The sequence below is a fragment of the Kitasatospora sp. NPDC004240 genome, from assembly GCF_053603215.1.
In genome coordinates this window covers 63,826-86,793 of the sequence record NZ_JBSGFD010000010.1, presented here as the reverse complement: position 1 = coordinate 86,793, position 22,968 = coordinate 63,826, and the positions used below count along the sequence as shown (strand labels likewise).

The following is a 22,968-nucleotide window of genomic DNA, read 5'->3' as shown; positions in this document are numbered from 1 at the left end:
GCCATCGGCGAGAAGGTCCTCGCCGCCCAGGGCCCCGGCGCCTGGCCCGTCTGCTCCGTCAAGGCCGGCCTCACCAAGTAGAGCCACCATGACGACGCCGCCGCACCCCACACCGGGTGCGGCGGCATCGTCATACCCGCGGACGGACCGGCACGGTCAGTCCCCGATCCGGATGGCGATCTTCCCGCACACCTGCCCGGCCCTCAGCAGCCGGACCGCCTCCGGCACCTCCGCCAGCGGCAGCACCCGGTCGATCACCGGTCGCACCGAACCCGCCTCGATCAGTTCGCCGAGCCGCAGCAGATCGGCGCGGCGCTGGGTCGCGGCGAGCGTGGTCAGCCGCCGGCGCAGGAACGGCGACAGCAGCAGCGCCCGCAGCTGCCGGTCGTTGCCGCCCAGCATCCGGCCCCCGGCCTCGCCGCCGACGATCACCAGCGTCCCGCGCACGGTGAGCGCCCGCCGCAGCCGCCCCAGCGGACGGTTCCCGGCGATGTCGAGGATCAGGTCGTAGCGGCCGGCCGCGGCCAGCGGGTCCTCCCGGGTGTGGTCGATCACCTCGTCGGCCCCGATCGCCCGGACGCGCTCCGCCTTGCCGCCGCTGCACACGGCGGTCACCCGCGCGTCGAACGCCTTGGCCAACTGCACCGCGAAGGTCCCGACGCCGCCGCCCGCCCCGATCACCAGCACCCGCTGCCCGGCCGCCACCCGTCCCCGGTCGCGCAGCGCCTGCAGCGCGGTGCACCCCGAGACCGGGACGGCGGCCGCCTGCTCCCAGTCGAGCCCGGCCGGCTTCGGGGCCAGCCGGTCCGCCCGGGCACGGGCGTACTCGGCGAAGGAGCCGTCGGCGCTCCCGTACACCTCGTCGCCGGGCCGCAGTCCGGTCACCTCGGGGCCGACCGCCTCGACGGTCCCGGCGACGTCCAATCCGCGCACCGGGTTCTTCGGCGCCCGTACGCCGAAGCCGGCCAGCCGGATGGCGTAGGGCAGGCCCGCCATCAGGTGCCACACGCCCGCGTCGACCGCGGCCGCACGGACCCGGAGCAGCACCTCGCCGCGGCCGGGCACCGGCCGGTCGACCTCGCCGAGCCGCAGCACCTCGGGCGGCCCGTAGACGTCCTGGACGATCGCCTTCATCGCTTCTCCCCCTCGTTCCCGCTGCCCGTGGTGCCGTCGTGCGCGCCGCCGACGGTGCTCGTGCGGTCGTTGTCCGGGTGGTGGCCGTTGTCCGCGTGGTGGTCGCCGTCCGGGTACTGGAAGACGTCGTCGAGTGGGACGGCGAAGACCCGGGCGATCTGGAACGCGGTCTCCAGGGACGGCGAGTAGCGGCCCTGTTCGATGGCGATGACCGTCTGCCGGGTCACGCCGATCCGGCGGGCGAGCTCGGCCTGGGTCATCTCGTCGCGGGCGAACCGCAGCGCCCGGATCGTGTTGGTGACCCTGGTCGCCCTCACCACGGGTGGAGTCCCTGCCGGTACGCGGCGATCTTGGCGGCCGAGCCCAGCAGCCCGGCCAGCACGAACGCCAGGTACAGCGCGTTGGCGATCCAGAACGGGTCGGCCTCCACCATCGCCAGCACCAGCGCGGTGACCCCGCCGATGACGACGAAGGACTGCCCCACGTGCTCGCCGAAGCGGTGGATCTCGCGGTCCCGCTGGTCCCTGACCGATTCCTCGGCCGGCGACAGCGCGGCCGCCGCGATGTGCAGCACGATCGACGCCACGATCGCCGCACCCACGCTCCACAGCAGCGCCGCCACGTACGGCGTCCCCGCCAGCGGCCCGTCCGCCGGGCGCCCCAGCACCACCGTCAGGTAGGCACCGTAGGCGGCGACGGTCACCGCCGCCATGATCCAGGCGCGCTTCTCCTCCAACGCCATGTCCCCGAACGCCATCTCCACTCCCCGAGAGAAGGAAATCCCCATGCCTGGGAGTGTCAAGCAGACCGGACACCGTGTCAAGAATTCTGTACATCGCGCATGGTGAGGCCGGGCCACACCCGGGAACGCCGCGGGCGGACACGCGGAAGGCCCCCGCGCGGCGCTGCGCGGGGGCCTCCTCGGGGCGGGGGTTCCGCCGCCGGTTCACCGCTTCATGTAGATGCTGTCCATGAAGTCGATGATCTGCTGGTCGGTCAGCCGCTGGCCGTCACGATGACCCATCGCGATGTCGGCCTCGCTGATCATGCCGACCAGGCGGTCGTCGTCGATCACCGGGATCCGGCGGATCTGGTGCTGCTCCATCTTCCGCAGCACGTCGTCCATGCTGTCGTCGGCCCGGACGCAGTGCAGGTGACCCGCGAGGTCCATCGCCCGCATCGACGACGGGTCCATGCCCTCGGCGATACATCGCAGCACGATGTCCCGGTCGGTGATGATTCCCTTGAGCTTCTGGTCGTCGCCGCAGATGGGCAGCGCGCCGACGTTCATGTCGCGCATCATCATGGCGGCTTCGGCGAGCGTCTGGTCGGCGCGGATGCACTGGGCGCCGCGGTGCATGATGTCACGAGCTGTGGTCACTGGGATTCCTCCTCAGGTCTGCCCCCTGGGCATGGGCCCTCGGACTGCCCCGAGTGCGTGCCTGCCAACACCATAGGCAGCGCCGGGCGACTCCGCCCGGCGAGCACGACCACAACGGCTCGGCCCCGGCCGCCGGCCCCCACGGACGCCCCTCACGGCGTTCCGGACGCACCACCCCGTGGCATTCTCGCGACCGGCCCCGCGCCGATACTGGGAGGGTGACCACGGACGTCGTCGTCGACGAGGCCGTACGCGCGCTGCCCGCCACGGCGCTGCGCCCGTACGTGGCCTGGTACTCCGGCTACCGGCAGCGGGGCGTCGCCCCCGCCGTGCACCGGGGCCTGCCCTCGCCCTACCTGACCTTCATCCTCACCCTGGACGATCCGCTGGTGATCGCCGCCCACCCGGATCCGGCCCAGCGCCCGGACTCGTACGCGGCGCTGCTCGGCGGACTGCACACCACCCCCGCGCTGATCACCCACACCGGACGGCAGTCGGGGGTGCAGATCGCCGTCCGCCCGCTGGCCGCGCGGGCCCTCTTCGGGCTGCCCGCCGGGGAGTTCGGCGGACTCGACCTGCCGGCGGAGGCCGTCCTCGGGCCGCTCGGCGAGCGGTTGCGGGAGGGACTGCTGACGGCCGGCGACTGGGCGGGCCGCTTCGCGCTGCTGGACGGGATGCTGCTGGACCTGCTGCGCACCGCCGGACCGGGCCGGGGCGCCGCACCCGAACTGCCCGAGGAGGTGCCGCCCGAGGTCCGCTGGGCGTGGCGGACGCTGCTGCGCACGGGCGGCGCGCGGCCGGTCGCGGAGCTCGCCCGGGAGGCCGGCTGGAGCAGCCGCCACCTCCAGGACCGCTTCCGCCGCGAGACCGGCCTGACCCCGAAGGCGGCCGCCCGGGTGATCCGTTTCGACCGGGCCCGGTGGCTGCTCACCGAGCCCGCGGCCGCGCCCCCGCCGCGGCTGGCGGAGCTCGCGGTGCGCTGCGGGTACTTCGACCAGGCGCACCTGGCCCGGGAGTTCCGGGCACTGGCCGGGAGCGCGCCGAGCGCCTGGCTGGCGGCCGAGGGCGGCGCGAGCGTGAAGTTCCGAAACGTCCAAGGCGGGAGCGGGGTGCCGGAGCCAGAGTGGGTGGCGTGAGCACGGGCCCGACCGGGCCCCGGCTCGACGACCGGGCCCGGCCCGGCGTCCCGCCCGGTGATCCCTCCGCGGCCGGGACCGTCGTCGGGCCGCGTATCGAGGAGGTATCCGACCATGACCGACACCGCTGCCGCCCCCGCCCCCGCCCCGCAGGTCTGGCCGAGCCTGCGCGCCCGCGACGCCCGGGCGCTGATCCGCTTCCTGGTGGACGCCTTCGGCTTCGAGGAGGTCGTCGCCTACGGGGAGGACTCCTTCGTCGCCCACGCCGAGCTGGCCTGGCCGGAGGGAGGCGGGGTGATGCTCGGCTCCGATCGTGAGGACCCGGCGGACGGCGAGGCCTGGCCGGGCGGCCCCGGCGGCTTCACCGCCTACGTGGTCACCGCCGACCCCGCGGCCCTGCACGACCGCGCGGCGGCGGCCGGGGCGCGGATCACCACCGACCTGCACCGGACGGACTACGGCTCGCTCGACTTCGCGGCCCGTGACCCGGAGGGCAACCTCTGGTACTTCGGCAGCTACCCGGGCACCCCGCGGCCGGCCGGACCGACGGGGGTCGGGTCGTCGGCGGGATCGTCCACGGGCTCCCCGGCGAAGGGTCCGACGGGCCCGGCCGCGACCGCCGAGGAGGCGTGAGTCCGATGGCCGACCCGCTCGACCGCCTCCGGACGATCTGCCTGGCCTTCCCGGAGGCCGAGGAACGGATCAGCCACGGCGAGCCCACCTGGTTCACCGGGCCCGGCCGGCGCGGGCGGGTCTTCGCCATGTTCGCCGACCACCACCACGACGACGTGCTCGCCTTCTGGTGCCCGGCCCCGCCCGGGGCGCAGGCGGCCATGGTGGCCGAGGAGCCGGAGCGCTACTTCCGGCCGCCGTACGTGGGCCACCGCGGCTGGGTGGGCGTCCGTCTCGACGCCGGGCCGCCGGACTGGGACCGCGTGGAAGTCCTGCTCCGGGACGCCCACGCCCTGGTCGCGACCGGCCGCGGCGGCCACTGATCGCACTTTTAGGTCGAGTGACCTATTCTCATCCGCATGACCGACAACCTGACGTTCGATCCCCAGGCCCCCGTCCTGCTCGTCGGCGGCTACGGCACCGTCGGCGCGGAGCTCGCACGGCTCGCCGCACCGCACTGGCCCCTGCTGCTGGCCGGGCGCTCCGAGGAGCGCGGGGCGGCCCTGGCCGGGCTGCTCGGCCCCGACGTCCGCGCCCGGCGCTGGGACCTCGCCGACCCCGCACCCTTCGAGGCCTCCGTCCGGGCCGTGGTGAGTGTGGTGAACGACCCGGACGACCGGGTGCTGCGCGCCGCCGCCACCGCCGGGGTGCCGTACGTGGACGTGACCCGCTGGACCGCGCGGCTCCAGCGGGCCGCCACGGTGGCCGCGCTGCTGCGGCCGACCGCGCCGGTCCTGCTCTCCTCGGCCTGGATGGGCGGGGTGAGCAGCCTGGTCACGGCCGCGCTGGCGCAGCGCCTGGGCGGGGCGGACACCGTCGAGACCGCCGTCCGCTGGGACCTCGCGGACCGCGCGGGCGCCGACTCGGTGGAGTTCATGGACCGGCTCGGCCTGGACTTCGAGGTGATGGTGGACGGGCGGCGGTTCTCGGTGGCCCCGCTGAGCGACCCGCGCAAGGTGCTGATCGGCGGGGCCGGGCCCGCGGTGGGTGCCGTTTCGGGTGCGCAGACCGGTCGCGCTGCGGGGGCCGGTCGCGTTGCGGGGGCCGGTGGGGTCGACGCCGTGCCGACCAAGGTCGCCCGGATCGACACGCCCGAGCAGTTCACCCTGCCGCTCACCCTCGGGGTCACCACGGCCACCACCCGGATCGGCTTCAGCTCCGCCGCCAGCACCTCCGCCCTGCTGGCCGCCAAGCGGCTCGGGTTCTTCCGCTGGGGCCGCGGCGAGCGCTGGGAACCGGCCCGCCGGGCGATGCTGTACTCGCCCGGCGAGGGCGGCGTGGCCCGGCTGCGCATCGACGTGACCCGCGGCGGCCGGACCCTGAGCGCCGTCCTGGAGGACCGGGCCGGGCAGGCGCACCTGACGGCGGTCGGCGCGCTGCTGGGGCTGCGCCGGGTGCTGGGCACGGACGGCGCGGAGCCGCCGATGGGCGTGGCCTTCCCCGAGCAGACGCCCCGGCCGGAGCGCGTGCTCGACGAGCTCACCGGGCTGGGCGTCGGCGTACGGGTCACCGGGGCGGCGGCCGGCGCGGACGGCGCCGAGGAGCCCGGGCGGGCCGCGGCATGAGCGGCACGGACGGCGCGGGTGGCACGGACGGCGCGGGTGGCAGCGAGGGCGGCGGGAGCGGAAAGGCAGGCCGGGGCGCGAAGGGCGAGCAGCGGCGCGCCCAGCTGCTGGACTTCGCCGAGGAGTTGCTGGTCACCGCCGGCAGCGCCGAGCTGTCGATGCGGGCGGTCGCGACGGCGGCCGGCGTACGGCTGGGGCACCTGCAGTACTACTTCCCGGCCCGCTCCGATCTGGTGGGCGCACTGCTGGAACGGGTGCTCGGGCGGTCGGAGCAGCGGCTCGCCCCGCTGCTGGAACGCCGGGCCGACGGGCCGCCCGACAGCACGGCGGTGGTCCGCGCGTTGCTGGCCGACCACGACGATCCGCGGCTGGTGCGGCTGTTCGCCGAGGTGTGGGCGCTCGCGGCCCGCGACGAGGCGGTGGCCGCGGCCGTCCGGGGCTTCTACGACCGTTACGGCGAGCGGGTCGCCGAGTTCCTGGCGTGCCGGGCGCCCGCACTGCCGGTGGAGCGGTGCCGGGCCCGGGCGCGGGTCTTCGTGATGCTGATGGAGGGCTCCTCACTGTTCCGTTCGGGCCTGGCCGGCGAGCGCGACCCGGACTCCGACGAGGAGCTGGTCCGCACCGCGCGGGCGCTGCTGGCGGGGTAGGCCGGGGACCGGCAGACTCGACCCCGGGGGCCTCGTCCCCGGGAGCGTCCCCTCCCGGGCGTGTCCGCGGGAGGCCGCGATGCCGCAGCTGGTGGTGGACGGGCGCACCCTCGCGCTGTCGCACCTCGACAAGGTGTACTTCCCGCGCACCGGCACGCTCAAGGGCGAGGTGCTGAACTACTACGCCGCCGTCCACCCCGCGCTCCTCCCCCACCTGCGGGACCGCCCGCTGTCGTTCCTGCGCTGCCCGGAGGGGGTGGACGGAGAGCGGTTCATCGCCAAGAACCCGCCCGCCGGCACGCCCGACTGGGTCCGCACGGTCGAGGTGCCGAGCGACAGCGGGCCGCTGCGGCAGGTCCTGCTGTCGGACGGCGCGGCCCTGCTGTGGGCGGCCAACCTCGGCTGCCTGGAACTGCACGTGCCGCAGTGGCACGCCGCGGCGCCGGGCCTGGCCGACCGGCTGGTGCTGGACCTCGACCCCGGGCAGGGCGCCGACCTGCTGACCTGCCGCACGGTGGCCGGGCTGCTGCGCGAACGGCTGGCCGCGGACGGCCTGGAGGCCTGGGTCAAGACCTCCGGTTCCAAGGGCCTGCACCTGCTGGTCCCGCTGGAGCCGACCCCGAGCGCCGCGGTCTCCGGGTACGCGAAGGCGCTCGCCGCCGCACTGGAGGCCGAGCACCCCGAACTGGTCGTGCACTCCATGGCGAAGGCCCGGCGGACCGGTCGGGTGTTCGTCGACTGGTCGCAGAACGTGGCGAGGAAGACCACGGCCGCGCCCTACACCGTGCGGGCCCGCGAGCGGCCCACCGTCTCCACCCCGCTCACCTGGGACGAGCTGGCGGCCGCCGGTTCGGTGGGGGAGCTGACGTTCACCATCGCCGAGGTCCCGGCCCGGGTGGCGGAGCTGGGTGACCTGTTCGCCCCGCTGCTCGACCCGGTACGGGCCCGCCCGCTCCCGGAGTCCCCCGCGGCGGTGGAGGCGGAGGCGCCGGGTGCGGCGGGTGCGGCCGGGAAACCGGGTGGAGGTGCGCGGGCGGCCGTACGCGACGGTGGGCCCGAGCCGCCCGCGCCCTCGGAGTCCCCCGCCGCTCCGGCGCGCACCATCGTCCTCACGCCCCTGGTCGAGGTGATGCGCCCGGCCACCGTGACCGCCGTCCCCGACGAGGACGGCCTCGGCGGGGACGGGGTGCAGTACGAGCTCAAGATGGACGGCTTCCGGTGCGTGGCCTTCGCCCGCGGGGACGCCCCGCCGGTCCTGCAGTCCCGCTCCGGCCGGGACCTCGCGCCCGAGTTCCCGGCCGTCGCGGCCGCCGTCGCCCGGCTGCCCGCCGGACTGGTGCTGGACGCGGAGCTGGTGGCGTGGCGGGAGGGGCGGTTCGCCTTCGAGGAGCTGCTGCGCATCCGGCAGACCCGGCAGGCGGACGAGGTGGTGCTCGGCCTGGTGGCCTTCGACGTCCTGGCGGTGCCGGGCCGGGACGTCCGGGCGCGGCCGCTCACCGAACGGCGCCGACTGCTGCTCGACGCGCTCGACGGGGTGCCACCCCCGGTGCAGCCGGTACTGGCGACCACCGACCGGGCCGAGGCCATGGCCTGGATGGAGCAGCTCGCCGAGACCGGGGTGGAGGGCCTGGTGTGCAAGGCGGCCGGCTCGGCGTACCGGGCGCGCGGCGCGGGCCGGGTCTGGGTGAAGTACCGCAGCGGCGACACCGTGGACGCGACCGTCCGCGCTCTCACCGGCACGGCGACCCGGCCCCGCGCGCTGGTGCTGGAGCTGGACGACGGCCGGGTGCTGCTCTCCTCTCCCCCGTTGACCGCGGTCCAGGCCCGTCAGGTCGCCGAGGTCGGCGCCGGGCTGGTGGGACCGCCGGCCCGGGACCCGGAGCACGGGACGGTCCACCCGCTCACCGACCGGGTGCGGGCCGAGGTCCGGGTCACCGGTCGCCCGCCGGCCGCCGTTTTCGTCCGGCTGCGCGGCGATTGAGAGGGCCCGGCCGTGCGGCGACCGGGCCGGGCCCGACCAGGCTCCGACCGGGACAGGGCCGAGGGACCCCGCAGGCCGACCGTCCGGTCACCCGTGCCGTACCGGCGCGGCATGGGCGAACTCGGTCACCAGGGTCTCGTTGAAGACGGGCAGGTCGGCGGGTTTCCGGCTGGAGATCAGCGGGCCCGGGCCGTCGCGGCAGACGTGCACCTCCTCGTCCACCCAGCGCGCCCCCGCGTTGACCAGGTCGGTGCGGATGCTCGGCCAGGAGGTCAGCGTCCGGCCGCGCAGCACGTCCGCCTCGACCAGCGTCCAGGGACCGTGGCAGATCACGGCGACCGGGCGGCCCGACCCGCAGAACTCCCGGACGAAGCCGACGGCGGCCGGGTCGGCCCGGAGGAAGTCGGCGTTGGCGACGCCGCCCGGCAGCACCAGCCCGTCGTACTCGGCGGGGTCGGCCTCGGCCACCGGGAGGTCGACCGCGAAGGTGTCGGCACGGTCGAGGTGTGCGAAGGCCTGGACCCGGCCGGGCCGGGTGGAGAGCAGCCGGGGCCGGCCGCCTGCCTCGGCGACCGCCTGCCAGGGCGAGGTGAGTTCGGCCTGTTCGACGCCCTTCGACGCGACCAGGAAGGCGACGGTCCGGCCGGTGAGCGTGACCAGCGGGGCACCCACGTGGATCACCCGGGACGGTCGCGGTGGGCACCGTGACGGGAGCCGTCACGGCGGAGGCCTTCGGGCCGGGGGTCCTCGGGACGCGGGCCTTCGGGACGCGGGCCGTCACCGTACGGCCCACGGCCCGGCCGGGTGCCGCCGTTCAGCTCCACCGTGGCCGTCGTCGGGGCGGAGCGGATCCGGGCGCGGGGGCAGTCCAGGTGCACGACCCGTTCGAGGTGGTCGACGCGGGCGACCAGCCCGACCGGCACCAGCACCCGTCCCCCGGGCATCCAGGGGCCGGTGTCGACCACCAGGTGGTCGCCGGCGTCGCGTTCTACCTGCCCGAGCGGGCCGTCGGTGGCCTCCGCCTCGTAGCCCACCAGGCTCAGGTCGGCGGCGTGGTGCGAGTTCGGGCGGTACTCGCGGAGATCGGTACTCATGTCAGCTCCGCCCTCAGGTCAGCTCCGGCGGCCCCGACCGCCCGTCCCGGTCGTCCCAGGGCCGACGCGCACGCCGCTCCTCCGGACTCCAGCTCTCCCGGGGCGCCTCCACCGGGCCCTGTCCGCGCTTGCGGCGCAGCACGACCGTCACGCCGATCGAGAGCGCCACCGTGACCGTCCACACCACCGTCACGGCCGTGATCACCGGCGCGGTGGGAGTGCGGGCGCCGACGCTGAGGCAGATCGCCGTCATCGCCGTGACCATCATGACCGCCGCCGGTGGTATCCGGCGTATCGCGTTCCACAGCTTGTGCTGGCGCTTGGCGCCCATCGTGCGCAATTGCCGCTCCAGGCGAGCGTCATGGCGCAGATCGGACTCGATCTCCTCCAGCAGGCGGCGCTCCCGTCCGCTCAACGCTGGTCCGTCCATATCGGCCACCTCCGACACCTCGGTGACGTCATCGCAGCCGGGCGGGTGCCCGGATGCGGGCCTGCGCTAGCCGCCGGCGAAGCTCCCGGAACGTTCGACGGGCCCGGAGCGGGGTGTGGCCGGACCGAACGCCCGTGGCCGGGCGAGCAGGCTGTCGTCCAGCACGCGCAGCAGGGCGGGCGCGTCCCGGTGCACCTCGGTCGCGCCGGCCGCCCGCAGCAGCGGACCGGCGACGCCCCCGGACTCCACCGCCACGCACGGCACTCCCGCCTGCCGGGCCGCGAGCACCTCCCGGATGCCGCCGGCCACGCAGACCGCGTGCGCGGCCTCGGCCCCGACCAGGCCCAGGGCCGAACGGACCGGATCCGGGGCTGGCCTGGTCACGGTCAGCGCCGGCAGGCCGTCCAGCCCCGCCGCCGGCGCGGTGAGCACGACCGTCCAGCCCCGGGCCGCGCACTCGCGCAGCAGGTCGACGGCGCCCGCCAGCGGACGGGGACGGGCATCGGGCCCGGGTGGTCGGCCGGGCTCGACCAGGGTGCCGCCCACGCCGAAGAGCGCTGCCGAGATGACCGTCATGGCCCACCTCTTCCTGCGTTCCGCTTCCCTGCGATCCACGCGGGCGCCCGGTGCGGCGTCGCGCGTGCCGTGCCCTTCCACGATAGGCCCGGACGCACCCGGGTCGCTCACCGTCACCGGGTCCGGCGCGGCGGCGGGCCGGGCGTGGGCGTGTGGCGGGGGCGGGCACCGAGGTGTGGTGGGGCGGATGGACGGGTGGGCGCGGGTCGGTACTCGGCATTCGGTGCCCGCTGCCCACTGCCCACTGCCCGGGTCGCCGTGCCCCGGGTCGCTAGGCCGGCTCGGGGTCGGTGGCGAGGCGGGCGTGGAGGTGCTCGTCGTGGTACTTCCCGTCGCCGAAGCGGTGGGAGTCCCGCAGGGTGCCCTCCGCCGGGTAGCCGCAGCGCTCCGCCACCCGGCAGGAGGGCCCGTTCCCGACGGCGTGGGCGATCTCTATTCGCCGCGCCCCGGCCGTACGGATGCCCCAGCGGGTGACGGCCAGGGTGGCCCGGGTGGCGACGCCCCGGCCGCGGGCCGCCGGCAGCATCCAGTAGCCGATCATCGCCAGGCCGTCGGACCGGTCGACCCAGCGCAGGTTGCACGCTCCCAGCAGCGCGCCCTCCGCCGCGTCCAGCACGGCGAACGTGGCGGCCTCCCCGCTGTCCCAGCGGGCGTCGTAGCGGTCCATCCGGGCCTCGACGTCCTCCCGGGCGACGACCGCGATGGGGTTCCACAGGGCGATGTCGGGGTCGTCCGCCGCGGAGACCAGCGCGTCGACCACACCGGCGCCCCGGGCCGTCTCCCGGCCCCACGGCCGCAGCACGATGTCGCCCAGGTCCAGCGTGGTGCGGACGAAGGGCTGTGGTTCCAGGGGAACGGAGGTGGCGTTCATGGCTCCCTGTCCTATCCCGGCCGGCTGTTCGGACGCCACTGAATTTCCCCGCTCGGCCGCACGCTTCGGCCGCACGCGGTGCCCGGGCGAGGTCGCGGGAGCGGGCCCGCCTCGCGAGGTCGCCGTACGGGGTGACCGTACGGACCCGCCCCGCCGGGTCCGCGTGCGAGGATCGACGGCATGACCGAGGTGCGGACGCTCCACACGGCGGAGCTCGACGCCACCACCCGGCGGGCCGTCCGGGCCCTGCTGGACGAGGCGTTCGAGGGTGACCTGACGGACGAGGACTGGGAGCACGCGCTCGGCGGGGTGCACGCCCTGGTCCTGGAGGACGGGGTGCCGATCGGCCACGGCGCGGTGGTGCAGCGGCGGCTCCTGCACGGCGGGCGGGCGCTGCGCGCGGGGTACGTCGAGGGGGTCGGCGTGCGCGCGGACCGGCGGCGCCGGGGCCACGGCGCGGCGCTGATGGCGGCCCTGGAGTCGGTGCTGCGCGGCGCGTACGACTGCGGGGCGCTCTCGGCCTCGGACGGGGCGTCGGAGTTCTACCGGGCGCGCGGCTGGCAGCCGTGGCGCGGGCCGCTGTCGGCGCTCACCCCGACCGGTCTCACCGCCACTCCGGAGGAGGAGGGCGGCGTGTTCGTCCTGCCGGGACCGGCGCCGCTGGACCTCGACGGCGGCCTGGCCTGCGACTGGCGGGACGGCGACCTGTGGTGACCGGGCCGGATCGGGCGTCCCGCGCGCCGTCCCCGGCCGCCGCGGGCGGGCGTCCGGCACGGCTCCGGCGACGCACAGGCCTCCGACAGGGCACCCGGACGGCCCCGACGCCCCCGACAGGGCCCTGACAATGCCCGGAGCATAGGCCAAAACTCTTACCATTCAACTGAGTTGGCAATTGACAGGCTCTCCGCCGCACACCGATCCTCTCCGTTACAGCGTCACGGCCGCGAACAGGGAACCGGGGGTGGTCGGGGATGGCGGGTCAGCGTTCCGGCGAGGGGATGCCGCAGGCGGTCCGATGGGCCGTGGCGGGGGTGTGGTGCCACGCCGCGCTCAACGCCGTGAACGCGCTGACGCTGTTCGCACTGATCGACGACAGCCACGGCGACCGGACGGCCGGGCTCGCCCTGGCGCGGTTCGTCGCCGTCCTGTCGATCCTGGTGGCGGTCCTGCTCGCGACCTGCGCCGCACTCGCCTCCCGGCGGGCCGCCTGGACCAGGATCACCGTGCTGGCGATCGAATGGGTCGCCCTGGTGGCCGGCGTCGCCTCGGTCTTCTCCGGCTCGCCGGCCGTGGCGGGCGGGATCCTCCTCGCGGTCGTGGTCCTACGGGTGTTCGGCTCGGCCGAGGGCCGCGCGTGGTTCAACGCCTGACCGGGGTGACCCGGAATCGCGGACGGCGGCCTGGCCTGTCACCGCTCATCGCTCACCGGTCGCTGGGGGCCAGCCGGCCCAACAGGTGGACCAGGCGGTCGAGGGCGTCACGGGAGTTCGGCTCGGTGAGGTTGATCATCAGCCGCAGCGCCACGTTCAGCAGGGCCGGCCGCGCGAGCCCCAGCGCGCCGACCGGGCCGAGCAGCCGGGGCCTGGCGAGCAGCGCGGTGGTGGCGCGGCCGAGCGCGAAGTAACCGTCGTAGGCGGAGCGCAGCGCCCGCGGATAGGCGTGCAGCGCGAGTTCACGCCCCCGGTCGGTGCGCCGCGCCATCGCCTGGACGACCGCCTCGGCGGCGAAGCGGCCGGACTCCATGGCGTACGCGATGCCCTCGCCGGTGGCCGGGCTGACCATCCCGCCGGCGTCACCGACCAGCAGCAGTCCGTCGGCGTAGTGCGGCCGCCGGTTCAGCCCCATCGGCAGGGCGGAACCGCGCACCGGTTCGGTGACGGCGTCCGGGTGGTAGCCGTACTCCGGTGGCAGCGCGGCACACCAGCGGCCGAGCAGGCCGCGCCAGTCGACCTCGGAGGCGACCGCACCCGTGTCCAGCACCCCGAGCCCGACGTTGGCGGTGCCGTCCCCCATCCCGAACACCCAGGCGTAGCCGGGCAGCAGGCTCCGCTCGTCCTTGGGGTCGCGCAGATCGAGCCACGCCTCCAGGTAACGGTCCCGGTGGCGCGGGGTGGTGAAGTAGGTGCGGTACGCGATGCCCATGGCCCGGTCCGTCCGGCGGTAGCGCTTCACCGCGACCGAGAGGCGGGTGGAGTTGCCGTCGGCGGCGATCACCAGCGGGGCCGTGTACGCGACCGGCCGCTTCTCCGCACCGAGCCGGGCCGTCACCCCGGTGACGCGGCCGGTGCGCGCGTCGAGCAACGGACCGGTGACGTTGGCCCGTTCGACCAGCCTGGCACCGGTGGCCCCGGCACGGCGGGCGAGCAGTTCGTCGAAGTCGGCCCGGCGGCGGACCAGCCCGAGGCCCGGGTAGGCGGACAGTTCCGGCCAGTCGAGCTCCAGCCGGTGGTGGCCGGTGACCAGGCGCAGGCCGCGGTTGTGCAGCCAGCCGGCCTCCTCGGAGATGTCGATGCCCAGGTCGGTCAACTGCTTGACGGCGCGCGGGGTGAGCCCGTCGCCGCAGACCTTCTCACGCGGGAACGAGGACTTCTCCAGCAGCAGCACGTCCAGGCCGCCGCAGGCCAGGTGGTAGGCGGCGGTGGAACCGGCCGGGCCGGCACCGACCACGATCACGTCGGCGGAGGCCTCCACGGGGGGTACCTGGTCGGGGACCGCTTCCTCGGCGAGCGCCTTCCGGGGACCTGCCGGGCCGGGGCCGGCCCGGTCGGCATCCGCCTGACCGGGGCCGGCCTCGCCGGGACGGACGTGGTCGGGGCGGGCCCGGTCGGGGCGGGCCTGGCCGGGACGGGCCCGGCCCGGGGCCGATCCCTGCGGTGCGGTGCCCGCGGCCCGGTGGCCGGGCAGTTCGTCGAGGCCGGGTGTCTGGTCGAGGCCGGGCATCGCGCGCACTCCCCTGCGGTCGGATCGGGCTGGCGACTCCGACGATAGGGACAGCGGGCACGGCGCCGCAGCCCGACACGCAGGCCCGGTGCGGGTACGCATGCCCGGAGCCGGCCGGGGAAGGCCGGCTCCGGGCACCGAAGGGACCGAAGGGACGGTCAGAGACCGCTGTTGACGACCGCGCTGGAGATGCCGCCCCCGCGCACGTTCCACTTGTCGAGGACCTTGTCGTACTCACCGTTGCGCATCAGCTGGTCCAGCGTCTTGGCGACGACGTCCCGCAACCGGCCGTTGCCCTTGGCGAAGGTGACGCCGTACGAACCGGACTGCAGGATCCGCGTGCTGGCGATCTGGAACCGGCCACCGCGCTGCGGCTGCTTGATGTTGTACTCGGCCACCGGGTAGTCGTTGAGGTCGGCGACCGCCGTACCGGCCAGGACCTCGGCGAGCGCCTGCTCGTCGCTGTCGGTCCGGTGGATCTGCAGCGACTTGCCGAACCGGCTGCAGGCGGCCGCCTGCCGGGTGGCCAACTCGTCCTGGACGGTGCCGCGCTGGATCGCGACGGTGAAGCCGCAGAGGCTGTCCAGGGTGCTGATGTTCTGCGGGTTCCCGGTCCGCACCACGATCGAGGTGCTGGTGTGGAAGTAGTCGACGAAGTCCACGCCGGGATTGTCCTGGCGCCCGTCGTCGGTGGCGCCCAGCTGGCGCTGGCGGGTGTCGATGATCGCCGACATCGCCATGTCGACCTCGCCGCGCTGGACGGCCGGGATCAGTTTCTCGAACGGCATGTCGACGAACTCGACCCGCAGGCCCAGGTGGGCGGCGACGGCGTTGGCCAGATCGGGGTCGAGTCCGGCCGGGTTGCCGCCGGCGTCACGGAAGTCGACCGGCACGTAGTTGAGGTACGAGCCGATCTTCAGCACACCCGCGGTCCTGACCGCCTCGGGGAGCCGGCCGCGCAGGTCGTCCTGGCCGCCGGGCGCCGGGCCCGGCTCGCCGCCGCAGCCGGTGAGCAGCAGGCCGCCCGCGCCCAGGGCGGCCGCGGCACGCAGCGGCCGCCGCGACACCCGGCGGGCGGGGGCGGGCATGGGGGCGGATGCAGAGGTGGGGACGGGCGTGAGGGTGGAGGCCGGCGTACGGGCGGGGGTGAGCTCCGGGGATGTGGGCAGGTGGGCGTTCCCGGGCACGCGGGCGTGCCGGGGCATGAGGGTGCGGTGCATCGCGGTGCGTCTTCTTCGCAGAGTGCGGGCAGGGGCGCCACGCCGGAAGACTGCCGGGGTACGCAGTGCGGACCTCGTGCCGTGTGCCCGGAGAAGAGGGCCGCCCGGGGTTGAGGGGGCGGCCGGTCGGCGGAGGTCCGCAGTCGGGGGCGGATGAAGCCATCGTCGCATCCCCGCCGACGGGGCCGACCGCCGGGGCCGGGTGGCGCCCTCGTACGGCCGCGGGACTCGGGGCTACCTGGTGCGGGCGGCCGGGACTCGGGGCGGCCGGGATCCGGACAGGATCGAACAGGCGTCGGACGGTCGTCGGACGGAGTGTCGGGTGGACGCCGGACGGGGTGCCGGGTGGGGTTCCTCGCGGGAGTCGAGCGGGGCGCGTCGAACGGAGGGATGCGAACGGTGCGCCCGGTGTCTGCGCGAGCGACCCGATGGGCATCACCACGAACGGTTTCACCGGCGGAGGGGCGCATACTGTGCGTACACGGTGCGGTGACCTGATCGTTGCGCGGGACTACTCGGACAATCCGTTACATATCTGTTCAATTCAGCCAAACCCTCCTTGATTTGAGGGGCCGACTGCGGGATTTTTGGGCCTCTCACTGCCCGTCGGCTGCCCGCGAGGGTCGGTTTTCGGTCAGCCGAGGGGCTCCGTTCCCCGCCCCCGTGCAGGCACCCTCACCGCCTGCCGATGTTCTACGGACACCAGCATGCGCATCCGTTCCGCCGCGCGATCCCTCGTCGCCGTCCCCACCGCCGCAGCCCTGCTGCTGATCGCCCCCACCGCCGCCGAGGCCGCGGCCGGTGGCAAGGACCCCAAGGGCAACAACGGCACCGTCAAGATCCACGACTCGGTGACCGGCGAGGAGGACAAGAACAACGAGCCCAAGGTCTGCACCTTCTACCTGGACTCCTTCGGCTTCGACATCACCCAGGCCGTGGTCTGGTCGATCACCAAGGGCCACGGCAAGGACGAGGAGGTCGTCTTCTACGGCGGCCTGAACCTCGACGGCAAGGGCCACGGCCGGACCGCCGACATCAGCCTGCCGGACGGTCAGTACAAGCTGTACTGGCAGTCGGTGGAGCTCGAGAAGGGCGGCAAGTTCCCCAAGAACCCCGACCTGAACAACCCCAAGCACAAGGTGTTCAAGGTCGACTGCGGCCCGGCCCCGACCGGCAGCCCGAGCCCGAGCGCCACCCCGACCGTCAAGCCGTCGCCGAGCGCCACGCCGTCGCAGACCCCGTCGAAGACGCCGACCGCCACCCCGTCGACCACGCCGTCCCAGACCCCCTCTCAGACGCCGTCGCAGACGCCGTCCCAGACCCCGTCGAAGACGCCGACCGCCACCCCGTCGACCACGCCGAGCAGCACCCCCAGCCCGAGCGCGACCCCGACCAACACGCCGTCGCCGAGCGCCACCCCGACCCAGACCCCGTCGGCCACCCCGTCCGCCACGGTCTCGCCGTCGGCCTCGGCCTCCCCGTCGGTCACCCTCTCGCCGTCCCCCAGCGGCACGCCGGTCGTTCCGCCGGCCCCGGTCGAGACGCCGAAGCCCGGCACGGTCGTCACCCCCGAGGCCCCGCTCATCCTGCCGACCGCCGTCGGCGGCAACGGTGCGGCCACCAGCAAGGACCTGGCGTCCACCGGTAGCGACGGCACCCTGCTGATCGCCGGCACCGGCACCGCCCTGCTCCTCGGCGGCGCCGCCCTCGTCTACACCCGCCGCACCCGCCGCAGCAGCTGACACGACGGTCACCCGGCGGCCGTGACGGCCGGCGGGTGACCGCGGGCCGCACACCACGTGCGGCCCGCGCGGCACGCGCAGCGGTACGCGTCGCACAGCATGCGGAAGGCCCCGGGGAACGTTCCCCGGGGCCTTCCGCGCTCCGGCTGCCCGGACCGTCCGGCCCGCCTGGACCGCCCGGCCCGACCCGCTCCTGCGACCGGCTGTCGGACGGTTCGGCGGTCGGACGTCACGGGGTCACCGCGAGCTCCAGGTACGCCGCCAGCACCGCCAGGTGCACCGCCCCCTGGAGCAGGGTGGCCCGTCGCGGGATGACGGTGAGCGTGCCCACCGCGATGGTCAGCGTGAGCAGGACCAGATGCGTCGGACCGAGGCCCAGCACCAGCGGACCGGAGAGCCAGGCCGAGGCGATCGTGACGGCCGGGATCGTCAGACCGATACTCGCCAGGGCCGAACCGAGCGCCAGGTTGAGCGAGGTCTGCACCCGGTTGCGGACGGCCGCCCGCAGCGCGGCGATGGTCTCCGGCAGCAGCACCAACAGCGCGATCACCACGCCGACCACGGAGTTCGGCAGCCCGGCCGACTGGACGGCGGACTCGATCGTCGGCGAGACCCCCTTCGACAGGCCGACCACCGACACCAGCGCCGCGCCGAGCAGCAACAGGCTGATCAGCGCCGCACGGCCGGTGGGCGGGTCGGCGTGATCGTCCTCCTCCAGCACCTCCCCCTCCGGGGTGACCGGCAGGAAGTAGTCGCGGTGCCGCAGGGTCTGGGTGGTCACGAACAACCCGTACAGCACCAGGGAGGCCACCGCCGCGAAGATCAGCTGGGAGGTCGAGAACTGCGGGCCCGGCGAAGTGGTGGTGAAGGTCGGCAGCACCAGGCTGAGCGTCGCCAGGGTGCCGACGCAGGCCAGGGCCGCGCCCGTGCCCTCGGCGTTGAACACCGCCACCCGGTACTTCACCGCGGCCACCAGGATCGACAGGCCGAGGATCCCGTTGCAGGTGATCATCACGGCCGCGAACACGGTGTCACGGGCCAGCGTCGCCGCCTTGTCGCCGCCGTCGGCCATCAGGGTCACGATCAACGCCACCTCGATGACGGTCACCGCCACCGCCAGCACCAGCGAGCCGAAGGGCTCCCCCACCCGGTGCGCGATCACCTCGGCGTGGTGCACCGCCGCGAGGACGGCCCCGGCCAGGAAGCAGGAGACCACGCCGACCACCCACCCGGGCAGATCGCGTTGCCAGGTCAGGACGAGGACCACGAACGCCAGCAACGGAACGATGACGGTCCAGTGACTGGCAGCCGCTCTGAGCTTGCTGATCATGCCGCCGAGCATCGCATCCCCCGGGGGCCCGGGCCCGGAGACGCCCCGGACACCCTGACGGATGTCAGGTACCGCGCGGTTCCTGGCACTGGTTCCCTGGTCGTGACGGGGAGCCACCGGATCGGCACCTCGGGTGAGATCCGCCGCCGCTGCGCAGCGCCCAGCGCGCTCGAAACGGCTGTCGGGCTCACGTTCTCTGCCGGCTCGACCCGTGCGGCCCTCCCGGGCCGTCCAACACCTTACGGAGGAACCATGTCCCGCATCCGCAGGATCCCCGGCATCCGCGCGCTCGCGCTGGCCGGAGCGAGCGCCGTCCTCGGCGTCGCCACGCTCGGCCTGTCCGCCGGTGCCGCCGACGCGGCCGGCGGCTGCTACGGCATCGGCGGCGGCAAGTACAACTGCAACGTCTGGAAGACCGCACCGACGTTCTGGCCGGGCAACGTCCGGGCCGGCACGCTCAACGCCGGGACCAACTACTTCTACTGCCAGGCCGTCGGTGACTCGGTGTCCGACGGCCCCTACCACAACTACTGGTGGGCCAAGACGGACGACGACAACGGCAACAAGGGCGTCTGGGTCAACGTCATCTACCTCTCGGGAGGTGGCAACGACGAGGCGGTCCCCGGGCTGCCCACCTGCTGAACCGGGCACCGGGTTCGGCGTGGGCCCGGCCTAGCCTCCGTATTCGGCCAGGTACCCGAGCACCTTCGTCACGTGCGGGCGAACGCGCTCGGGTACACCGCCGGTCTCGGCCACCGTCTTGTCACTGGTCCGGTACCCGGCCGCGACCAGGGCGGGCAGGTCGGCGGTCATGCCGCGCCGCTTGAACTGCTGGTCCAGCCAGCAGGCGTAGTTCCCCATGGCGGCGATCGCGTCGGGTGGGGAGAGGTAGTCCTTGCGCCCGTCGTGGTCGGCGTCCTGGGCCCAGGCGTTGAACACGGTGGGCGTCCACATCGCGATGCCGTACTCGCCGGTCTCGGGCCGGGCGGCCTTCGGGTCGAAGCCGCTCTCCGCCTTGATCATCGCCGCCAACAGGGCCGGGGTGATCTCCGGCTCGGGGCAGCGCCGGGCCGCATCCTCGATCGGTGCCCGTAGCTCGGCCGGTACGTCGGCGCCCGCCGGGAGCGCCCCGCGGGCGAGCGTAGTGGTCGAGGCCCCTGTGGTGGACGGGGCCTGGACCGGAGGGGGCGGGATGGGCGAGTCCGGGCCGGGTGGGGCCGACGCGGCCGAGGCCGAGGCCGAGGACGGGGGTGACGGGCTGTGGGGTGGTGGCTGCTGCGCCGTCGGCCCGGCACCTCCGAGCGGCAGGACGCCCGCGAGGGCGGCGGCCAGCACGAGCCCGCCGACCACCCCGAGGCCGGCACGGGCGGCCACCCGGGTACGGCGCCCGGGCCGCACCGGTACCGCTCCGGGCGCCGGTACCGCTCCGGGCGCCGGGAGCGTGCGGGCCAGGAGGGTGGCCGGCTCGACCCGGGCCCGCTCGGCCCGGTCCGCGGTCAGGCAGGCCGCGACCACCTCGCGCCAGGGCGCCGGAAGGGCATCGTCCAACCGGAGGGGAGCGGCGCCCCGGGCGTACGCCTGCGCGGCGAGCGCGCGGGCGCGCGAGGTGGCGCCGAGGAAGGGGTGCAGCCCACCGGTGAGCAGCTGGTGGGCGAGCACCCCGAAGGCCCAGATGTCGGCGGTCGGGCGCAGGGTGACCCCCTGCGTACCGGTGCGCTGCGACCACCACTCGGGCGGTACGTGGTCCGGCGAGCCCAAAGGCGGTGCGTAGGCGTGCGTGCCCTCAAGTTCGGCGGTGAGGCCGAAGTCGGCGAGCTTCGCGGTGCCGTCCGGCATCAGCAGGACGTTCCCCGGCTTCACGTCGCCGTGCACCCAGCCGGCGCCGTGCATGTGGGTGAGCGCCGCGCAGACGTCGGCGAGGATGCGTTCGGCCCCGGGGACAGGCGCGCGCGGGAGGGCCGTGGCCAGCAGGTCGTGGACGCTGCGGGCCGCCCGCTCCATCACCAGGACGACGGCCCCGTGGAGGTGGGGCAGCCCGGGATCGTCGAGGGTGGCGACGGCGAGGGTGCGGATCAGGTTGGGGTGGTCCGCGCGGCTGCTGAACCGCATCTCGCTGCGGGCGATCTGTTCCATGGTCCGCCGCTGGCCCGGGCTCAGCAGCGCGGGACGGAGGAACTTGACCGCGGCCTCGGGACACTCCGGCGGCCCCTCGGCGGCGTACACACTCCCCCAGGCTCCCGCGCCGATCGGCTCGCCGATCCGGCAGCCCGCCACCTCGTAGCCCAGCGGAACCTCGAACGTGTCCTCGCCCGGCCCGGGACGGTCCGCCCTGTTGTGGAGGCGCGATGGCGGGCCCGGGGTGGGTGACGGGCCCGGGCCGAGGACGGGTTGCGGGTCGGGGTCGGGGTCGGGGACAGGTTGCGGGCCCGGGCCGAGGACGGGTTGCAGGTCGGGGACATGGGCGGGGGCGGGTGATGGACCCGGGACCGGCGGCGGGTCGGGTGGTGGGCGGTCGGTGCCGGGGGACGGCTCTGGCTGGCCCACGGCGGATCAACGACCCCTGGCCGGGCGGGGCTGCGGCGGCAGGAGCGACAGGTACTCCTCGCGGACCAGGTCGAACTTCAGCGCCAGGGCCACGAGCTCCTCCCGTTTCCCGCCGACCTGCGCGGCCGCGCCGTCCTCGGCGCAGGGATCACGCAGCCTGAGCTTGGTGCCCACGAGGTAGTCGATGTGATAGTTGACGGCGGATCGGGTGAGTCCCCGGCAGGACGGCAGCGCCCGCAATCGCAGCACCACCTCTGAGGCACCGGGAACCGCCACGGCCGAGGGTGAGCGCAGTCGCGGCTCGCAGAGGGCGAGCAGCACCAGGAAGTACTTGGCGGTGGGGTCCAGCGCGAACGGGCTGACCGTGTGATCGCCGCCTCCGATGGCCGATTCGCCGTCCAGGTAGGCGTGTTGCGGCGCGAACACCTTGAAGGTGATCGGTTCGCCGAGGGAGGGCAGCAACACCCGGGAGAACTCGAACGGCACCGGTGCACCCAACCGTCCCGGCGCCACCTTGATGTGCTCGCCGGCGCCCTCCAGGTTCTCCACCACATAGGTGGCCGAGCCGCTGAAGTTGGACATGCGCCAATAGTCCTCGGCGGCCGCGATCTCACCCGCCCGGCGGGAGACGCCCTGGTCGGCGAGCGGGATGGCGACCGGCCTTCCGGGCTCGCCGCGTCCGAACTCGGCGACCTCGCCGGGCCCCATCCGCAGCAGCTCGGGCCGCGTGTCGGCGGTGAAACCCGCACGGGGTTCCGGGAGTTGAACGATGACCGTGTCCACGCAGCCACCTCCGCGGGTCGTACGCCTACACCAGCAGGGACGCCGCCGCAGCCTCCGACGCCCAACTGCGCGGGCCCGGAGATCGGTTGGGGCGCGACTCGCGCGCCCGCACCACGGCGGAACGGGTCGATGGTATCCGTCCGAACCGACAGTGCACCGCCACGCCATCCGGACGAGTGACAACGGCAATCCAGGTTAACGATCACCAAAGGCGTCGCTGCATGTAGTTGAACGGTCACATTGAGTGTGATGCAGCCCACATATGGCATGCCCGCGATTTGTGCAAGACTCGTCCCACGGAGTGAGACACCCTTTGTTTCCAAGGAGGTTCATATCATGCGCACTCGGATCGCAGCTCTGCTGATTGCCGCGGCAGGGATCGCGGTAGGGACGACCGCGCCCGCCTCGGCGGCGGCAGCGCCGACCGAGAACGGCGGGCAGAGCTGCACCGTCGTGGTCAACCAGCCGTGCGTCTGGAAGGAGACCAACGGAGCCGGCATCGTCGGCGTCGCCCAGGTCTCCGGCTCCGGCTCGACGCAGTTGACGTTCGTTCAGGTCGAGGTCAAGACGCAGCGCGCCTGGGGTAGCCCCTGGGTGACCGTGGCCTCGGCCACCACTGTGCAGAATGGTTTCGCCCAGGCCACCACCCCGCGGGTGACCACCAACCTGCTCAAGATCGTCTGCGCCACGGGCGGCCCGGCCAACAACGCGGCCGAGCGGACCACCACCTGCACCAACCCGTTCTGAACCGGATGACGGACACACCGTCAACGTTCTGAACCGGGGCGATTGACCGCCCCGCCCGGGCCGACCGCCGAGTCCGAAACGAAGCCCGGCCCACCCCCACACCTCCCCCACTCCGCCCCCGGTCGCCCCGAGCCGCCTCACGGGAAGCCTCTGGCCTCCTGCAAGAGCCCGGCTC

Annotated in this window: 25 protein-coding genes and 1 pseudogene; 12 read left to right on the top strand and 14 right to left on the bottom strand. The window is 74.6% G+C overall.

What is annotated here, in order from left to right:
* Nucleotides 1–78, top strand: a pseudogene (locus ACWEQL_RS05110) (Resuscitation-promoting factor Rpf1); the annotation flags it as partial.
* A 78-nt stretch (nt 79–156) separates the two neighbouring features.
* On the opposite strand, the gene ACWEQL_RS05105 reads toward ACWEQL_RS05110, so the two are convergent.
* From ACWEQL_RS05105 to ACWEQL_RS05090, 4 genes are all read right to left on the bottom strand, one after another.
* Nucleotides 157–1,134, bottom strand: a complete 978-nt coding sequence (locus tag ACWEQL_RS05105) for an NAD(P)-dependent alcohol dehydrogenase (RefSeq protein WP_452148776.1) — start codon at nt 1,132–1,134, stop codon at nt 157–159.
* On the bottom strand, nt 1,131–1,451 hold the full coding sequence (locus tag ACWEQL_RS05100; protein ID WP_452148775.1) for a helix-turn-helix transcriptional regulator: 321 nt from the start codon (nt 1,449–1,451) through the stop codon (nt 1,131–1,133). Before ACWEQL_RS05100 ends, ACWEQL_RS05105 begins: the two co-directional genes overlap by 4 nt.
* Nucleotides 1,448–1,891 (bottom strand): hypothetical protein, encoded by a 444-nt coding sequence (locus tag ACWEQL_RS05095; RefSeq protein ID WP_452148774.1) that lies wholly within the window; start codon nt 1,889–1,891, stop codon nt 1,448–1,450. Before ACWEQL_RS05095 ends, ACWEQL_RS05100 begins: the two co-directional genes overlap by 4 nt.
* A gap of 189 nt (nt 1,892–2,080) precedes the next feature.
* Entirely contained in the window at nt 2,081–2,515 is a 435-nt protein-coding gene (locus ACWEQL_RS05090) for a CBS domain-containing protein (RefSeq protein ID WP_452148773.1), read from the bottom strand.
* Nucleotides 2,516–2,733: 218 nt separating this feature from the next.
* Between ACWEQL_RS05090 and ACWEQL_RS05085 the strand changes: the two genes are divergently transcribed.
* From ACWEQL_RS05085 to ligD, 6 genes are all read left to right on the top strand, one after another.
* Complete coding sequence (locus tag ACWEQL_RS05085) at nt 2,734–3,651, top strand: helix-turn-helix domain-containing protein (protein ID WP_452148772.1); 918 nt, start codon at nt 2,734–2,736, stop codon at nt 3,649–3,651.
* Between the two features lie 114 nt (nt 3,652–3,765).
* Nucleotides 3,766–4,284 (top strand): VOC family protein, encoded by a 519-nt coding sequence (locus ACWEQL_RS05080; RefSeq protein ID WP_452148771.1) that lies wholly within the window; start codon nt 3,766–3,768, stop codon nt 4,282–4,284.
* Nucleotides 4,285–4,289: 5 nt separating this feature from the next.
* Nucleotides 4,290–4,646 carry an MmcQ/YjbR family DNA-binding protein gene (locus ACWEQL_RS05075; protein WP_452148770.1) on the top strand — a complete coding sequence of 119 codons (357 nt, stop codon included), beginning with the start codon at nt 4,290–4,292 and terminating at the stop codon, nt 4,644–4,646.
* Nucleotides 4,647–4,682: 36 nt separating this feature from the next.
* Nucleotides 4,683–5,888, top strand: coding sequence for a saccharopine dehydrogenase (locus ACWEQL_RS05070; RefSeq protein ID WP_452148769.1), 1,206 nt, complete (start codon nt 4,683–4,685; stop codon nt 5,886–5,888).
* Complete coding sequence (locus tag ACWEQL_RS05065) at nt 5,885–6,535, top strand: TetR/AcrR family transcriptional regulator (protein WP_452148768.1); 651 nt, start codon at nt 5,885–5,887, stop codon at nt 6,533–6,535. The genes ACWEQL_RS05070 and ACWEQL_RS05065 overlap by 4 nt, the downstream gene beginning before the upstream one ends.
* Nucleotides 6,536–6,614: 79 nt before the next feature.
* Nucleotides 6,615–8,516, top strand: a complete 1,902-nt coding sequence (ligD, locus tag ACWEQL_RS05060; RefSeq protein ID WP_452148767.1) for a non-homologous end-joining DNA ligase — start codon at nt 6,615–6,617, stop codon at nt 8,514–8,516.
* Between the two features lie 87 nt (nt 8,517–8,603).
* Here the strand turns inward: ligD and ACWEQL_RS05055 are convergent, their stop codons facing one another.
* From ACWEQL_RS05055 to ACWEQL_RS05035, 5 genes are all read right to left on the bottom strand, one after another.
* Nucleotides 8,604–9,188 carry a type 1 glutamine amidotransferase domain-containing protein gene (locus ACWEQL_RS05055; RefSeq protein ID WP_452148766.1) on the bottom strand — a complete coding sequence of 195 codons (585 nt, stop codon included), beginning with the start codon at nt 9,186–9,188 and terminating at the stop codon, nt 8,604–8,606.
* 5 nt (nt 9,189–9,193) lie between these two features.
* Nucleotides 9,194–9,610 (bottom strand): hypothetical protein, encoded by a 417-nt coding sequence (locus ACWEQL_RS05050; RefSeq protein WP_452148765.1) that lies wholly within the window; start codon nt 9,608–9,610, stop codon nt 9,194–9,196.
* Nucleotides 9,611–9,623: 13 nt separating this feature from the next.
* Nucleotides 9,624–10,040 (bottom strand): DUF3040 domain-containing protein, encoded by a 417-nt coding sequence (locus ACWEQL_RS05045; protein ID WP_452148764.1) that lies wholly within the window; start codon nt 10,038–10,040, stop codon nt 9,624–9,626.
* A 66-nt stretch (nt 10,041–10,106) separates the two neighbouring features.
* Complete coding sequence (locus ACWEQL_RS05040) at nt 10,107–10,616, bottom strand: HAD family hydrolase (protein WP_452148763.1); 510 nt, start codon at nt 10,614–10,616, stop codon at nt 10,107–10,109.
* A 271-nt stretch (nt 10,617–10,887) separates the two neighbouring features.
* Nucleotides 10,888–11,487 (bottom strand): GNAT family N-acetyltransferase, encoded by a 600-nt coding sequence (locus tag ACWEQL_RS05035; protein ID WP_452148762.1) that lies wholly within the window; start codon nt 11,485–11,487, stop codon nt 10,888–10,890.
* A gap of 180 nt (nt 11,488–11,667) precedes the next feature.
* Here ACWEQL_RS05035 and ACWEQL_RS05030 point away from each other — a divergent pair, with 180 nt between their 5' ends.
* Both ACWEQL_RS05030 and ACWEQL_RS05025 read left to right on the top strand, forming a co-directional pair.
* Entirely contained in the window at nt 11,668–12,201 is a 534-nt protein-coding gene (locus ACWEQL_RS05030) for a GNAT family N-acetyltransferase (RefSeq protein WP_452148761.1), read from the top strand.
* A gap of 257 nt (nt 12,202–12,458) precedes the next feature.
* Nucleotides 12,459–12,857, top strand: a complete 399-nt coding sequence (locus tag ACWEQL_RS05025; protein WP_452148760.1) for a hypothetical protein — start codon at nt 12,459–12,461, stop codon at nt 12,855–12,857.
* 52 nt (nt 12,858–12,909) lie between these two features.
* Here ACWEQL_RS05025 and ACWEQL_RS05020 read toward each other — a convergent pair whose 3' ends face one another.
* Complete coding sequence (locus tag ACWEQL_RS05020) at nt 12,910–14,427, bottom strand: geranylgeranyl reductase family protein (protein ID WP_452148759.1); 1,518 nt, start codon at nt 14,425–14,427, stop codon at nt 12,910–12,912.
* A gap of 158 nt (nt 14,428–14,585) precedes the next feature.
* Nucleotides 14,586–15,647: a transporter substrate-binding domain-containing protein gene (locus tag ACWEQL_RS05015; protein WP_452148758.1), complete on the bottom strand. Its 1,062-nt coding sequence runs from the start codon at nt 15,645–15,647 to the stop codon at nt 14,586–14,588.
* A 707-nt stretch (nt 15,648–16,354) separates the two neighbouring features.
* On the opposite strand from ACWEQL_RS05015, the gene ACWEQL_RS05010 reads away from it, so the two are divergent.
* The gene (locus ACWEQL_RS05010) at nt 16,355–17,389 is read left to right on the top strand and encodes an LPXTG cell wall anchor domain-containing protein (protein WP_452148757.1); all 1,035 of its coding nucleotides are present in this window, start codon (nt 16,355–16,357) and stop codon (nt 17,387–17,389) included.
* 229 nt (nt 17,390–17,618) lie between these two features.
* Here ACWEQL_RS05010 and ACWEQL_RS05005 read toward each other — a convergent pair whose 3' ends face one another.
* The gene (locus ACWEQL_RS05005; protein WP_452148756.1) at nt 17,619–18,719 is read right to left on the bottom strand and encodes a calcium:proton antiporter; all 1,101 of its coding nucleotides are present in this window, start codon (nt 18,717–18,719) and stop codon (nt 17,619–17,621) included.
* A gap of 252 nt (nt 18,720–18,971) precedes the next feature.
* On the opposite strand from ACWEQL_RS05005, the gene ACWEQL_RS05000 reads away from it, so the two are divergent.
* On the top strand, nt 18,972–19,361 hold the full coding sequence (locus ACWEQL_RS05000) for a hypothetical protein (RefSeq protein ID WP_452148755.1): 390 nt from the start codon (nt 18,972–18,974) through the stop codon (nt 19,359–19,361).
* 30 nt (nt 19,362–19,391) lie between these two features.
* Here the strand turns inward: ACWEQL_RS05000 and ACWEQL_RS04995 are convergent, their stop codons facing one another.
* Both ACWEQL_RS04995 and ACWEQL_RS04990 read right to left on the bottom strand, forming a co-directional pair.
* A complete protein-coding gene (locus tag ACWEQL_RS04995) occupies nt 19,392–20,993 on the bottom strand; it encodes a serine/threonine-protein kinase (RefSeq protein ID WP_452148779.1) in 1,602 nt (533 codons plus the stop codon).
* A 276-nt stretch (nt 20,994–21,269) separates the two neighbouring features.
* Nucleotides 21,270–22,046: a serine/threonine protein kinase gene (locus ACWEQL_RS04990; protein WP_452148754.1), complete on the bottom strand. Its 777-nt coding sequence runs from the start codon at nt 22,044–22,046 to the stop codon at nt 21,270–21,272.
* Nucleotides 22,047–22,382: 336 nt separating this feature from the next.
* Here ACWEQL_RS04990 and ACWEQL_RS04985 point away from each other — a divergent pair, with 336 nt between their 5' ends.
* Complete coding sequence (locus ACWEQL_RS04985; protein WP_452148753.1) at nt 22,383–22,793, top strand: hypothetical protein; 411 nt, start codon at nt 22,383–22,385, stop codon at nt 22,791–22,793.
* Nucleotides 22,794–22,968 lie beyond the last annotated feature (175 nt).